The organism is Oceanipulchritudo coccoides (assembly GCF_010500615.1).
Taxonomy (GTDB): Bacteria; Verrucomicrobiota; Verrucomicrobiia; order Opitutales; family Oceanipulchritudinaceae; genus Oceanipulchritudo; species Oceanipulchritudo coccoides.
Genome location: NZ_JAAGNX010000002.1, coordinates 312,062 through 326,239, shown reverse-complemented (window position 1 = coordinate 326,239; position 14,178 = coordinate 312,062). Strand labels below are relative to the sequence as shown.

Genomic DNA, 14,178 nt, shown 5'->3' with positions numbered 1-14,178 from the left:
ATCCGGTCCCATGAGCCGCCATCTCCTGGCCATATGTGTCGGGATGGTGATTCTCGCGAGCCTCATCACCTCTGGGATCCAGCAGTCCTGGGGACGGGTTGACGTGATGGAGATCAAACTTCCGACGCAAAACGGGCAATGGCTGGTAGCGGATTTATTCAAGCCGGACACGGCGACGAAAGACAACCCCGCCCCGCTGGTTGTCGTGGTACCGGGTTTTCAGCGCTCGAAGGAGGCCTTGTCTAACATTGCCATCGAGTTGTCCCGGCGGGGGATCGTGGCCATATCGATTGACCCCTACGCGCAGGGCGGATCAAGCTCATCGATGAGCCGTCGGGCTGCGACAACCGAGGGATATGGTATGTTTGCCCTGGTGGACTACGCGGCTGAGACATCCAATCTGAATTATATTGATAAGGAGCGCATTGGTGCGACGGGTCATTCAGCCGGCGGTAACGCAGCCATCCGGGGAGCAAACTTCTTTGGTAGAGAATCGATTCGGACAGGAAGACCCAGCAAGCTCCATTCTGTATTCGTTTCTGGATACGTACTGACCCTGAGGGATGATGTCCTCGCAGATGTTCGTTCGAACGTCGGTGTTAGCTATGCCTATTATGACGAGGGGGCCTACCGGAATGACCTTAAAAACGGGGACATGCGGGTTGCCCCGGAAGCCTTGCGGACCGTCAATTCGGCCCTTCTGCCCGGAGATGAACCAATTCGGGAAGTGGAGCTGGGAAAATACTATGGTAATGCGGAGGACCGAACCCTGCGGGTCATCCACAACGAACGTATCCTGCATCCCTTTCAGCCATACATGCGTGAAGCGACAGCGAACCAGATCGAGTATTTCGAGAAAGTATTCGACCTTGACCCAGCCATCACAAGCCGGAACCAGGTGTGGTACTGGAAGGAAATCCTCAGCCTTGTATCGCTGGTTGCCGCTTTCATCGCCATTGTTCCCCTTGGGCAACTGCTGCTGGCAAAGGTTCCGTATTTCCGGGTGCTTGTACACCCGCTTCCCGAAGCCCAGCCGGTACCGCGCGGGAAAGGCAAAATTCTCTTTTGGGGTCTCTTTATCCTCGGCGCCTTGATCGCCTGTTTTTCATACATTCCGATGACTGAGCTGTCCAAGAAGTTGTTTGTGGCGGCATCCAGCCGGGAGATGACATGGTTTTTCCCGCAACGGATGAACAACGGGGTCATGCTCTGGGCGGTCTTCAACGGGATAATCGGATTCATCATCTTCTACCTGAGTTACCGTTTTCACGGAAAGAAGCATGGTATTCACCCAGGGTTATGGGGGGCAAAGACCAACTGGATGGAGCTGAAGCGGACAGCCCTGCTCGCCCTTTCCATTTTCTCCTCCTTTTACTTTCTTCTCTTTGCCTTGTATTATTTCCTGCATGTCGACTACCGCTTCATGTTCATGGGCGTGCGGGTCTTCCAGCCCGTCCTGATCCTCCTGATGCTGATGTACGTGCCAATGTTCTTTATTTTCTTCCTCTCAAATTCATTGCGGGTCAACGGCGCCATGCGCATTGAGGGAGAGCCCGAATGGAAAAGCATGTTACGGGCGGGCATCGCCAACTCACTCGGCTTGTTCTTTATTGTCCTTGTCCAATACGTCACCTTTGCGGTGACCGGAACCGTCTACTGGACGGATGGATGGCTCTACATCAACCTGCTGTTTGCGGTCGTCCCGATCATGTTTATTCTGCCTTACTTCAACCGCTACTTTTTTCGGATGACCGGGCGTATTTATCTTGGCCCCATGACGATGTGTCTGATCTTCATCATGATCCTGCTTTCCAATACGGTCTGCTACACGCCGCTGTAAGAATGGGTGGCGATTTCGCGAATTGCCATTTCCGGTCACTCTTGAAAAGTTGCCGGTATGAGTGAAGAGGACACGGGGCCCATTCGGATATTCCAGAAACGATTCACGGTTCCAAGGACAGCCATAGATCGCAACGGCCATGTTAACAATGTGGTTTATGTGCAGTGGATGCAGGATCTTGCGATCAAGCACTGGCAGACCGTGGGCGGGGAAACCGTTAACCGGGACAACGCTGCCACTTGGGTTGCGCGGTCGCATCATATTGAGTACTTGAGACCGGCTTTCGAAGGAGATGAACTTGAGGCACTGACTTGGATATCTAATCTCCGGAGAGTTCGCTCCTTGAGAAAATATACATTCCGGCGGGTGGGAGATAAACAGATTATTGCGCGCGGGGAAACAGACTGGGTCTTCATCGATGTGCAGTCGGGTCATCCGAAACCGATTCCGGATTCCGTTCCCGCGATCCTTCCAATCTCCCCCGATCCAGCTTAAAACCGGTAGCACAAATCCGACCATTCGCCCTCAATTCGGGCATCCATATCAGGCAATGTGCCCGTATGGTTTTCCACAACCGGGGCGAAGACCGCATGCACAGCCTTTACCTCGCTGGCAAGGATGCCGCTGAGGACAAGCCACCCGCCTGGCCGGACGGACTGGCAAAGGAGTTCAGCATGGTCGCAAAGGACGTTGGCAAGAATGTTGGCGAGGAGCAGGTCCCCGGTTTGTCCAATAAGCCCCTCCTTGAGGTCGGCCCATTTGAAGTCAATGCGACCATCAAGATCACAGAGCTTTTCATTTTCGAGACTGATGCGGACCGAGTCGGGGTCGTTGTCGAAACCAGTGACATCCGTGAAACCGACTTTTGCTGCTGAAATGGCAAGGATGCCTGAACCGCATCCGGCATCGATGACCCGCTTTGCTGAAACAGCGCTCCCCCATTCGTCCCGGGCGTCCAGCAAGCGGCGCACGCAGAGCCGGGTTGTCTCATGGTTACCGGTTCCAAAGGCCATCCCCGGATCGAGATAGACAATCTCCTCTCCTTCCGGGAGTTGGTAAGTGTCTTTTTCCCAGAGTGGAACCCAGTGCAGACCGCGCTCACTCCATGGCTTGAAATGCAGCTTGTAGGCCTCCTTCCAGTCCTGATCGGGAAGCTCCTTGATCGGGGGATCGTCCGGAAGAGAGGGGAATTCCTTGCGGAGGGATGCCGTTTCCTCGGCAAGGACCTGTTGGTCTTCAAAAAAGCCGCGGAGAAAGTTTTCGTGCGTGAGCCGGTTTTCCTCGATTGACCAATACTCTTGATACTCTTCGCAGAAATAATCTTCCAGTTGTTGGGCGAACGCCTCATCGATGGGAAAGCGGATCTCGATCATTCAAGGCCTCCCTCGGCGAGTGCACGGACAACTTGCGGCAACAGTTCGTGTTCAGCGGCGTGAACTTTTAATTCAAGATCCTCAAGTGAATCGGTTCTTTCGATGGGAACAACCTTCTGGTCGATGATCCTCCCACCATCAAGCTCACCTGAAACAAAGTGGACCGTGCAGCCGGTCACTTTCACCCCGTATTCGTAGGCCTGGCGGATGCCGTCCAATCCCTTGAAGCTGGGAAGCAGGCTGGGATGCAAATTGATGATCCGGTTGGGGAAAGCCTCAAGGAAAGGCTCCTTGAGGACCCGCATGAATCCTGCCAGAACAACCAAGTCCGCCTTCGTGGCGCGTATTGCCTCGATATAGGCCTGCTCGCCCTCCGGGGACAACTTAGTCCGGAACGGACCCGGTTCCACATGAATTCCTGGCACGCCAAACGGTTTTCCCAACTGGAGGATGCGGGCTTCAGGCTTGTCACTGAGAATGGCAACGGGTTCGGCCTTACCCAGTTTTCCCTCGTCCCATGCTTTCAAAAGCGCTTCGGCATTGCTCCCTGTTCCAGATCCCAAAATCACAAACCGCATCGCTGTCCCTCAAGTTTCACGTTAATCGAAGATCTTCTTGGCCTTGTCCCAGAAGCTCTCCTCCATCGGATTATCAGCATCCCCCGATACTTGGGCAAATTTTTCAAGCAGCTCACGCTGATCGCTTTTCAGCTTCTTGGGCACCTCGATATGGACCCGCGCAAACTGGTTGCCTTTTGTCCCACCGCGTAAGGAGGGCATGCCGCGATCACGAAGTTTGAAGACCGTTCCGTTTTGCGTTCCCGCAGGAATTTTCAGGGAGACCCGGCCGCTTGTGTTGGAGAGCGTGGGCACTTCGATTGTCCCGCCAAGCGCCGCCAGGGTGAACTTGATCGGTACATCACAATAAAGATCATCCCCGTGACGCTCGAAAATGTTGTGCTCCTTCACGTGCACGACGACATACAGGTCGCCCGCAGGTCCGCCCATCACGCCCGCTTCGCCGTTTCCGGCTGAACGAAGTTTCTGTCCGGTGGCAATTCCCGCCGGAACATGAATCTTCACCTTCTTGTTTTTCACCACACGGCCATCGCCATTGCAGGAGCCACAGCGCTTTTCCGGCATGCGACCGGCGCCGTTACAGGACGGGCAAGCCTGTTGAACCTGAAAAAAGCCTCTTGAGCTTACCACGCGACCTGCACCGCCACAGGTTGAGCAGTTGACCACCCGTGATCCGGGTTCAGCGCCAGAACCGCTACAGTGGCTACAGGCGACCGCGGTCCGGTAGGAAACCTCTTTTTCAACCCCCTTGTAGGCGTCCACAAGCGAGATCTCGATATCATAGCGAAGATCTGATCCGCCCTGGTTTGCCTGGGAACCCCGGCTGCCGCCGCCTCCACCACCAAAGAAGTCATCAAAGGCGCTGCCTCCAAAAACCTCACGGAAAATATCAAACGGATCATGGAAGCCGCCCCCGGCTCCGCCGCGCATGCCAGCTCCGCCCTGCTCGAAGGCTGCATGGCCGTAACGGTCGTAGGCTGCCTTCTTGTCGGCATCCTTGAGCACCTCATAGGCCTCGGAGACTTCCTTGAACTTCTCCTCCATGCCTTTGTCGCCCTTGTGCTTGTCCGGGTGGAACTCGACGGCCTTCTTGCGGTAGGCTTTCTTGATCTGCTCTGGTGTGGCGTCACGGCCGACACCCAGCAATTCGTAGTAATCGTGCTTGGCCATCCGGACTATTTTTCCTCCGCTTCAGATGTTTCAGCGGCTACCTCCGCCGGTCCACTGGAAATCAGCACTGATGCGGGACGCAAAAGGCGCTCATGCAATTTGTAGCCGATACGGTGGACCTCGATGATTTCGCCGTCAGCGACCTCATCATGCGGCACATGTGCCACGGCCTCATGAAAATTCGGGTCAAAGGGCCCCTTCTCCGGGTTGATCTCCTCGAGTCCATTCTGGCGCAAGGTCGATTCCATTTGTCCGAGAATCATGCGAAATCCCTCGGCAAAGACCGCTCCACCCTCATGGGATTCAGCTGACTTCAGTCCGAGGCGGAAATTATCAAGGATCGGTAGTAAATCCTCCATCAAGCCGCAGTTCGCCTGCCGGCGGGCTTCATCCTTCTCGCGAACGGCACGCTTCCGGTAGTTTTCCAGATCTGCGACGGTTCGCAGATAGCGCTCCTTCTGTTCTGAAATTTCCGCCGTTGCCTCGTCGAGCTTCTTAAGCAGCCCGCTAATCTCAGCATCCGGTTCAGTGGAATGAACAGCTTGTTCCTGCTCCTGCGAGGCCTCTTCCGGGGTCTTCACTTCCTCGGATTGCTCCTCAGGGTTTTGATTTTCTGGATTATCTGAATTCTTACTCATTTTGTCTTTCGGCTTATTTCGGCAAAAGGCTTGGAACTCTCGCATCAATTCTGAGAATTTCAAACGCTTTTGGCAGCGTCCTTTTTCGCCGTTTTCCTTGCTGCACGCTTTTTTGGAGCAGCCTTTTTAGCGGTAGTCGACTTTTCGACCGCTTTTTTAGCTGTTGCGGCTTTTTTCACGGCTTTTTTGGCAACCTTTTTGACCGCCCTTTTCGGGGCTTTTTTGGCCGGATGTTTCTCGTCTTTAAGATGAGGTTTTTTCTCCGCCGGTTTATCCGGGCTCATCTGCCTTGAATTATCAGCCGAATCGGCTGACTTCTCCTTTTCGCGATTTAAAAACCCGACACTTGTCATTGGGGGCCTCGGCTTGCGGCGTGGACGACGGCGCTTCTGTTCCGGCTCCTGGCTGACTTCCTCGGTTGGCTCCTTCTTTGCATGTTCCCGTTTTGCAGGCTTGTCGCGCCTCGGGGATTTTTCGCCCTGCTTTTCTTTCCCTTCAGTCTTTTTCTCCTCGGTGGCGGTTCTTGAAGATTTGGCTTTTCTGGCCCGCTTGCGCTTGGGTCTCTCTTTCTCGTCTTCACCCTTGGGCACTTCTTTATCCGCTTTGGGCTCATTGGGTGCAGCCCGCTTCTTGGTTTGCTGCTTTTTCCTGCGCTGGTTCTGTTTTCTATCGATTTCCTCGTTTTCCAGTTGCTCCTCCGCCTCAATCATTTCCCGGGGAACCGTATATGGAACGGGCTTTGGCTTGGGATAAGGGAGGCGAATGACTGGATCAAACTCAGGCTCACTCACGCGGAGCGGCCTCAGGACCATCTCGGTGACGATATTCCCGAACCGGCTCTGGATAATCTGCTCTACCGCCTGGGCCACGGCTTCCGGATCAATCGCCGACTCAACACGGGCACCCGGGCGGGCTACCGTGCGGGGATCACGGCCCCTGTTTGGCTCCGGTGAAAGATGGCAAACCTTGACCCCGTGATCGCGTAAATCATGGAAGAGTACTTCCCCCATCCACTTCAGGCCGCCCGAAGCAGCTGCTCCGACTGGCCCTCCGCGGCTGGTTTCCGCGTAGGGAGATCCCAGCTGGATGAGAAACCCCTGCAGGGTGACAAGGCTGTCCGCGAGGGCCCGTGTCAGAATCAGCGGGCACAAGAGGTTGATGTTCAGGACTCGCTGAATCTCTCCACGGTCTGCTTCAAAAAACTGTTTTTTCCCGTAGTACTTGGCATTATTGATCAAGAGGAAAACGCCCTTCTCCTTGTTCAATATGTTTTGTGCAGCCGCCTCAACGGCCTCCGGGTCTCCCAAATCGCAGGGATAGGGCTTGAAGTTGACGTTCTGCAGGCTGCAGTCCGTGTAGTCCCCTCCCAGTCCGTAAACGCGAAATCCCATCTGGATCAGGCGCTTCGAAATAGCCAGGCCAAGAGAGCTCGAGGCTCCCGTTACAATTGCTATGTCCATATATGTATCTTATCTTCGGAAAGTATATTCATAAGTCCGCCACGGCACAACTCAACAAGTGCATCCTTCTCGGCTTCATTATAAGAAACGGCGTTGTTAGCATGCTCATAGGGATAATGCAAGAGGTCCGTATCCGGACGCTTTAACATGTGTTTAAAGTAGCTGGTACTGACCCTGAAGACCCCCAACTCAACCCGTTCAACGGCCTCCCAGGGCAGGGAACCAGAAAGCCTGTCCATAAACTCCCGGTAGACGCGGTCAGCATTCTTGACTTTCAGGATCGGATCCAGGCAAAGGGAAATCCGCCAACCACGCTCGACAGCCTGATTAAGGGCCTCGAGTCGCGCATCCAGCCCTGGCGCACCAGACTCATACTGCCGGCACACAAAATCCGGCGAAAGCGTCCAGGCCATCCGTACCGAGCGTGAGGGCTCATTCTCGAGGAAAAACCGCTTGCCTGCGGATTTTGTACGCACTTCGACGAGGACATCCGGTTGCCCGCGCGACCAATCGACCCATTCCTTTACGTAACCAAGCACACCCTCAAGGGAAAGGAGGTCGGAGTCGTAGGATATTGCCAACGGCATCGGAGTGGAGGGATCGGGACGGGCTTTTACCTGATTCTCCGCCGCCTTGAAATACTCTTCCATGTTCACAAAAGCCACTACATTGGCACTCCCGTACATTCCCTGAAGATAGCAATAGTGACAATCGTACGGACAATTCAGGACAAGCGCATTGTAACAGAAATTTGGTGACAAGTTGGCCTGTAGAAACTCGTTTCCCTCATAAAGGAAGTTATCCTTTTTTATCCCAAGAATCAGTTTTGGACTCGCTTTCTGGCGCCAGAAGTTCTGCTTTCCTCGACCAAATACATTCTGGTAATCATCCACCTCGACAACGGTGCTTTTTGGAAAGCGTTTCAGGATTCCCTGCGTGCGCGGATGATCCAGTGCGCACGTCTCAATGTAAATATGCGAAAATGTACTAGTTTTTGAATACATTTTTAAGGCTTTCAAAAATCCGGGTGTTTTGGGATTTACTCGCGGGAACCGCCTCGGGCAACAGCCTGTAAACCTCCCCGGGATCCCCACCCCGCGCCAGATACCCGCTGGCCCACTTCCTGACATAATGTCGCTGGGTCGAGGTCAGCTTCAGTCGCTGTTCCACTTGCCCGACAAGCTCTTCCGGGGCCTTGTCCATTTTTCCTTCAAGGAAGCGGGGCCATTGCCGGATAAAATCCACCGCTGGGTCAAGCCCCTCGGCATAGGCCCTGGAAGTCTCCTCCAAGTGAATGGAACCCGTTAGCGGATCAGAAACCCATTTAATCAGGGAAATCTGGTCCGGGGAAACAAACTTCCTTGCCGCCTCAAAGAATCCACTCCCTTCCATGTCCACAACACCGTTCCAATCAATGCGGTCCTTCACAACAGTTGGGACAGTCAGCAGGGCGGCCTCCCTGAAGGGATGTTTCTGGAGTATATCCGGTATCGAAAGTCGTCCGCTCGCCTTGTCCCTTATTGAGGAAATATAAACCCATTCATGTAGCCCGGCGACTTCGGGGGCAGCCCCGCAAAAGCCCGCATTAATGGCGGCAAAAATCCCGGGAAAGCGCGCCATGGCCCAACCCGTGGCAGCGCTGGCCTTCAGCGCCCCAACCCCAGTCACCACAAGGACATAATCTTCACCCTTGTACACCGGATATGCCTCGTCCGCGATGGCTGTCAGCCCAAGCCGTGAAACGAGCGGTTTGGCCTCGATGGGCAGGGCTGTCGTGACAAGAATCATGTCGTTAAAGGGTCGCAAGCGGGTGCCGGCAAGGTCAACACGTTAGACTGGCATCGCTGGAAAATCTCGACGGGGAAGGGAATTTAAAGAAATCTGGATACATGGACGCAGGGGAATTCATGCAGGTATGTGAGCAATTCAAGCTCGGCGACCTGGTCACGGAAATGCCACACGCGGAGACCGTTGGCCTTGCGGATTTGGCCCAGCGCGACCCAATCCGCGCCGTCGAGCTGTTTCATCGGGCTGACCTGTTGGCAATGGATGCACTGGCGAGCCGGTTGGGGCCTCTCCCGGAACTTGTCGCCGCCATCCAACGAACCCTCTCAGAGGACGGACGCATCTTCATCGTGGGATGCGGTGCCACCGGACGGTTGGCCCTTTCACTGGAGACCTTTGCCCGGGAATCCTGGTTGCCGACCGATGACCGGGATCGCATCATTAGCTTCATGGCGGGAGGAGATGCAGCCTTGATCCGCTCAATTGAAGCCTTTGAGGATTTCCCCGAATATGGTGCGCGTCAATTAATGGAGCTCGGCTTCTGCGAAAAAGACCTTCTCCTTGCGATCACGGAAGGCGGTGAGACTTCTTTTGTTATCGGTGCCTGTATGAAGGCGGCAGAGGTAGCAATTGAATCCCCGTGGTTTCTCTTTTGCAACCCCCCGGAAACTCTCTGCCGGATAGTTGAAAGATCCCGCGCTGTCCTCGAATCGGAGAAGGTGAATAGCTTTTGTCTTGAGGTAGGTCCCATGGCGCTTTCCGGATCGACCCGCCTGCAAGCAACCACGGTGCAAATGTTGGTGGCCGGGGCGGCTATTTCCGAGGCTCTAGGGCTCGAGTCCGCCCAAGAATTGATCACGGGCTTCGGGGAACTGCTCCAGCAGCATGATCCATCATTCCTCGTTCCCTTCATTGAGGCGGAAGCCATGCTCTACAACGATGGACACCATGTCTTGTATCAGACAGATCGCTACGGTATGACTGTACTGACCGACACGACGGAGCGCTCCCCTACTTTCTCGCTCGCTCCCTTCGAAAACAAAAACCGCCCCGGCGATGAAACCAGCCTGTGTTATCTGTGTATGCCGGAATGCCCCGACAGCCAAAGCGCATGGAAACACCTTTTGGGGCGTGAGCCGCGCACTCTTGAGTGGCCGGAACTGGATGGAAAGGCATCCATGAAAACCCTTCTGGGTCATGATATTTCAGCTGAAGCATTGATCTGGAGATCATCCCGGTGTTCCGGAAAAAAACAGGTTCCTTTCCTGGTCCATGGCGCCGGGCCATCATTGGAATTCGCGGGTATTGACCATGACCTCGGGCTTGATGAAGCGCCGCTTTTATTACGTCATTTGATTCTTAAGTGTTCCCTGAACCTACACAGCACACTCGTGATGGGGCGATTGAAACGCTTTGAAAGCAACTTGATGACCTTTGTCAGGCCCAGTAACTACAAGCTTGTCGACCGCGCAGCGCGTTATATGCAAAACCATCATCTTCAGCAAACGGGGACGCCATTGGCATATGAAGCGGCCGTGGTTCGTGTTTTTGAGAACCTGTCATAAAAAAAACGGAAGGGAGGCCGCCTTCCGTTTGAGGGTAGAAACCATAGGAGACGCTCCTATGTTATTATTGCTGGCAGGGTTACGCTGAAGCAAGTGCCTCCTTCAGGTAAATTGACGTAATTGATACTGCCCTTGTGGGCGGTGACAATGCGGTGACAGATTGAAAGGCCCAACCCGGTGCTCTTTTCCCCGCCCGTGGGCATGTTGGAGGTTGTTCCAAACTCCTTGAAGAGCGAACCCGATTCGTGCGTTGGGATTCCCGGCCCGGTATCTTTGACTTCCATGACCACATCCTGTCCGGTAGCCTTTACATGGACGGACACCGTTCCACCGTGAGGTGTAAACTTAAGGGCGTTGCTAAAAAGGTTATCTGCAACCCGACGTATCTGCTGACGGTCGCAGGAAATTTTAGGGAGCCCCGGCTCACAGGTAAACTCAAGCTTGATGTTCTTCCGTTCAGCTTCTCCACGGAAAAGTGGAACAAGGTTTCGGATAAGATCACAAACAGCCAGGGATTCCTTTTTCAGGTTTACTTGTCCGCTATCAAAGGCGGAAAGATCCAGAAGCTCATTCAGTAGTGTCACCACGCTTCTGCCGGCTTCCTCGATGGCGTCGACAATCTCCTGTTGGCTTTCCGACATATTCTCCGTATCTTCCTTGAGGAATTCAGCTAACCCCGCGATAGCGGCCACCGGGTTCCGGAGGTCATGAGAAGCAACTCGCAGGATCCGGTCTTTGGTCTGGTTGAGATGCTTTAGTTCGAGAATATTCTTCTCGCGCAGCTGCGCCAGCTTCCTGACATGTAAGTGCGTACGGATACGTGTCAGGCTTTCTGCCGGATGAAATGGTTTTACGATGTAGTCAATCGCTCCGCTTTTGAAGCCACGGACAATCTCTTCCCGGTCGCCCATTGCGGATAAAAAGATAACGGGCATATTGAGATTCGCTGTGTCTTCCTTGATCCGGCGACACGTTTCCATCCCGTCCATGCCATCCATGGTCACATCCATGAGGATCAGCTCGGGATCCACCTCGTTGATGAGCCAAAGTGCTTCCTCTCCGGATTTGGCCTCATAGACCTCGAATCCGTCCCGTTTCAGGAAAAACTGGATTTGCCGCCGCGCCATCGCGCTATCGTCGACAATCAGGATCCGGCTGCCTTTCAGGGTCTCCTCACTCAAGGGCGGAAGCACCGCATTGTTGAGAATATCTTCTGCGGAGGCTTCGAGGGCAAAGTTATCAACCAGGAACTTTTCGATTGATTTCCTGAGCTCCCGGCGGCCAACCCGTTTGCGTGCACGGATCAGGCGGCCCAGGTGCATGCTGGCCATAGCGAGAACTTCCCGCTGGTCCACGGTTCGCTCGAGCAGCGGATGGATTTCATCCAGAATGGTTAATACCAATGGATAATACTCCTTGAAAAGCTCCTGCTCGGATCGGTGATCCGTGGATGTATCGTCTTTATTTTGCCACAATGCCATGCCTATTTTTTCCTACCGAAAACGAAGTTAGCAGATTTCCCTCAAAGAATCTATATGGAATTTACCTGAGTTCCTTCGCTGAAAGACCCGAGTGGGGTATAAGGCCTATAAGAAATGTAGTTGAGGTCCCGATCAGGAGCAGCCACGTCCAAGCCAATGGCAGTGCCCCGGTTTCAATTAGCCAGAGGCCGGAGGCGGAAAGGGCTGTGCCCGCAAGCATGGCCCACAGGTTGACCCGGTCCGATCCCCGTTTGCTGAAAATTCCCAGAAGGAATACCCCCAGAAGGCTGCCATAAGTGAGGCTGGTGATCTTAAAGGCCAACCAGAGGAACTTGCCCCCGTCACGCAGGAACCAGGCGGCGAGCATCAAAAGGATGGCAAACAGCACCGTAAAAGCCCGGCTAGTCCAGAGCCAACGTGAAGCTGAGGTTGTGCGGGGCATGAGTGGTTGGAGCAAATCCCTCACGGTCGAGGTGCTGAGCGCTGCCATGGCGGAATCCAGACTGGACATGGCTGCCGCGAGCACCCCTGTCAAAAGAAGCCCTTTCAGCCATGCCGGGATTGCGGTCACCATAAAATAGGAAAACGCCTTGTCGCTGTCGGGAACCTCATGGCCATCCACCAGCTTCGTGGGAAAATCCGGGTCGGGATTGGCCTGAAAGTAAACATAAAGGGCAACCCCGAGAAAAAGGAAAAGCCCTGCGACCGGAAGGGCGATAAAGCCACTGACAATGAGACTGCGCTTGGCGTGGCGAGCAGATTTGCTGGAAAGAAGGCGCTGCGCCATATCCTGATCTGTGCCAAGTGCGGCAACGGTGCTGGCAAATCCAAAAAGGATGGCCGTGACGACCCATTGGGAATCATTGAACCATCCCAGCGGGCCGGAACCTTCCGGTACCCACCGAACCAGTTCCCACCGTCCCGCTTCAGCGGCTGTCTGCCAAAACGCAGACCCACCCACTTCATTGAGCAACCAGCTGGCCCCGGCCAATCCGGCGGCAATAAAAACAATTCCCTGAATGCAGTCGGTCCAGATTACAGACCGAATTCCACCCATGAAGGTATATCCGAGTGTGATTGAACCAAAGAGGAGAAGGCTCCAGCCAAAAGGAATATTGAGAATGACCGAAAAGCCGGTCACGGCGATCATCAGGCGGACGCCCGAGGCGAGAATCCTTGTCACGAGAAAATAGACGGAGGCGGTGTATTGAGTACTTTGGCCAAAACGCTTTTGCAGGTATTCGTAAATACTCAGGCAGTCCGCCTTGTAGAAAGCCCCAATAAAGACTGTTGCCACAAAAATCCGGGCAAAGAAGCTTCCGACCCCAAACTGAAGATAGGTCAGATTTTCTGAAAACCCGACTGCGGGCACCGCCAAGTATGTGGCCGCACTGACCTCGGTGGCAACAAGTGATCCGAGGACTGCCCACCAGGGGATTTGCCGTCGCCCGACAAAATAATCCTCAACCGAGGTCTCGTGTCGTCCCATGAGCCATCCGACCGAAAGGATCAGGACAAAATATCCGGTCAGGATGCTGATCTCAAGGGGACCCATTCTCTATCGAATCATTGTCCTATCGCTTGAAGATATTGTACTTCACGATGGCGTAAATCGCCCGTACCCCATCTCGCCAACCGATTTTCTTCCCCTCGGCATAAGTCCGCCCATAATAGGAAATACCCACTTCATAAATGCGACAGTCAATGCGGGAAACCTTGGCAGTAACTTCAGGTTCAAACCCAAAACGGTCTTCCTCGATCGAAATCTGGCTGAGAATCTCCCCCTTGAAGACTTTGAAACAGGTTTCCATGTCAGTGAGGTTGAGGTTTGTCATCATGTTGGAAGCCAGTGTGAGCAACCGGTTGCCGACCATGTGCCAGAAGTAGACAACGCGGTGCGGTCGACCGCCCATGAACCGTGAACCAAAAACAACATCGGCATCACCCGACTCGATTGGCTCAAGGAGGAGGGGATACTCTTTGGGGTCATATTCCAAATCGGCGTCCTGGATGATGATGATATCACCACTGACTTGCTTGAATCCGGTCCTCAAGGCAGCCCCTTTTCCCTGATTCACCTTGTGATGGAAGACCTTCACCATCGGATCGTCGTCCCATTCCTTGAGGACCTCGGGCGTCTTGTCGGCGGAACAGTCATTCACGATAATGACTTCATGGAGGGAAACTCCGGCATTCTTAACCCGGTCAACAATTGTCCGGATGGTTGATTCCTCGTTATAGCATGGGATGACGACCGATATCTTCATATTGGGGCAAGATGAAATCCT

13 protein-coding genes are annotated in these 14,178 nt (G+C 54.0%); 3 read left to right on the top strand and 10 right to left on the bottom strand.

The window, feature by feature from the left end:
• The first annotated feature begins 10 nt into the window (after positions 1 to 10).
• Together G0Q06_RS07045 and G0Q06_RS07040 are read left to right on the top strand one after the other, a co-directional pair.
• Positions 11 to 1,840, top strand: coding sequence for a dienelactone hydrolase family protein (locus G0Q06_RS07045; protein ID WP_238710388.1), 1,830 nt, complete (start codon positions 11 to 13; stop codon positions 1,838 to 1,840).
• Positions 1,841 to 1,897: 57 nt separating this feature from the next.
• Positions 1,898 to 2,335 (top strand): acyl-CoA thioesterase, encoded by a 438-nt coding sequence (locus G0Q06_RS07040; RefSeq protein WP_163963884.1) that lies wholly within the window; start codon positions 1,898 to 1,900, stop codon positions 2,333 to 2,335.
• Here G0Q06_RS07040 and G0Q06_RS07035 read toward each other — a convergent pair.
• The 7 genes from G0Q06_RS07035 to G0Q06_RS07005 are packed head-to-tail and all read right to left on the bottom strand — an operon-like array spanning position 2,332 to position 8,847.
• Positions 2,332 to 3,213 carry a 50S ribosomal protein L11 methyltransferase gene (locus tag G0Q06_RS07035; RefSeq protein ID WP_163963882.1) on the bottom strand — a complete coding sequence of 294 codons (882 nt, stop codon included), beginning with the start codon at positions 3,211 to 3,213 and terminating at the stop codon, positions 2,332 to 2,334. The two genes, G0Q06_RS07040 and G0Q06_RS07035, sit on opposite strands and share 4 nt — an antisense overlap.
• Complete coding sequence (gene purN / locus G0Q06_RS07030) at positions 3,210 to 3,791, bottom strand: phosphoribosylglycinamide formyltransferase (protein WP_163963880.1); 582 nt, start codon at positions 3,789 to 3,791, stop codon at positions 3,210 to 3,212. Before purN ends, G0Q06_RS07035 begins: the two co-directional genes overlap by 4 nt.
• Before the next feature lie 21 nt (positions 3,792 to 3,812).
• On the bottom strand, positions 3,813 to 4,961 hold the full coding sequence (gene dnaJ / locus G0Q06_RS07025) for a molecular chaperone DnaJ (RefSeq protein WP_163963878.1): 1,149 nt from the start codon (positions 4,959 to 4,961) through the stop codon (positions 3,813 to 3,815).
• 5 nt (positions 4,962 to 4,966) lie between these two features.
• A complete protein-coding gene (locus G0Q06_RS07020) occupies positions 4,967 to 5,599 on the bottom strand; it encodes a nucleotide exchange factor GrpE (RefSeq protein WP_163963877.1) in 633 nt (210 codons plus the stop codon).
• 59 nt (positions 5,600 to 5,658) lie between these two features.
• Entirely contained in the window at positions 5,659 to 7,059 is a 1,401-nt protein-coding gene (locus G0Q06_RS07015) for an SDR family oxidoreductase (RefSeq protein WP_163963876.1), read from the bottom strand.
• Entirely contained in the window at positions 7,050 to 8,063 is a 1,014-nt protein-coding gene (locus G0Q06_RS07010; RefSeq protein ID WP_163963874.1) for an SPL family radical SAM protein, read from the bottom strand. Before G0Q06_RS07010 ends, G0Q06_RS07015 begins: the two co-directional genes overlap by 10 nt.
• Complete coding sequence (locus G0Q06_RS07005; RefSeq protein ID WP_163963872.1) at positions 8,047 to 8,847, bottom strand: nucleoside phosphorylase-I family protein; 801 nt, start codon at positions 8,845 to 8,847, stop codon at positions 8,047 to 8,049. The genes G0Q06_RS07010 and G0Q06_RS07005 overlap by 17 nt, the downstream gene beginning before the upstream one ends.
• 101 nt (positions 8,848 to 8,948) lie before the next feature.
• Between G0Q06_RS07005 and G0Q06_RS07000 the strand changes: the two genes are divergently transcribed.
• Positions 8,949 to 10,409: a phosphoheptose isomerase family protein gene (locus G0Q06_RS07000; protein WP_163963871.1), complete on the top strand. Its 1,461-nt coding sequence runs from the start codon at positions 8,949 to 8,951 to the stop codon at positions 10,407 to 10,409.
• 56 nt (positions 10,410 to 10,465) lie between these two features.
• Here G0Q06_RS07000 and G0Q06_RS06995 read toward each other — a convergent pair whose 3' ends face one another.
• The 3 genes from G0Q06_RS06995 to G0Q06_RS06985 form a co-directional block, all read right to left on the bottom strand.
• Positions 10,466 to 11,890 carry a hybrid sensor histidine kinase/response regulator gene (locus tag G0Q06_RS06995; protein ID WP_163963869.1) on the bottom strand — a complete coding sequence of 475 codons (1,425 nt, stop codon included), beginning with the start codon at positions 11,888 to 11,890 and terminating at the stop codon, positions 10,466 to 10,468.
• 61 nt (positions 11,891 to 11,951) lie between these two features.
• The gene (locus G0Q06_RS06990) at positions 11,952 to 13,445 is read right to left on the bottom strand and encodes a sodium:solute symporter family transporter (RefSeq protein ID WP_163963867.1); all 1,494 of its coding nucleotides are present in this window, start codon (positions 13,443 to 13,445) and stop codon (positions 11,952 to 11,954) included.
• Positions 13,446 to 13,464: 19 nt separating this feature from the next.
• The gene (locus G0Q06_RS06985) at positions 13,465 to 14,157 is read right to left on the bottom strand and encodes a glycosyltransferase family 2 protein (protein ID WP_163963865.1); all 693 of its coding nucleotides are present in this window, start codon (positions 14,155 to 14,157) and stop codon (positions 13,465 to 13,467) included.
• Positions 14,158 to 14,178: the final 21 nt, after the last annotated feature.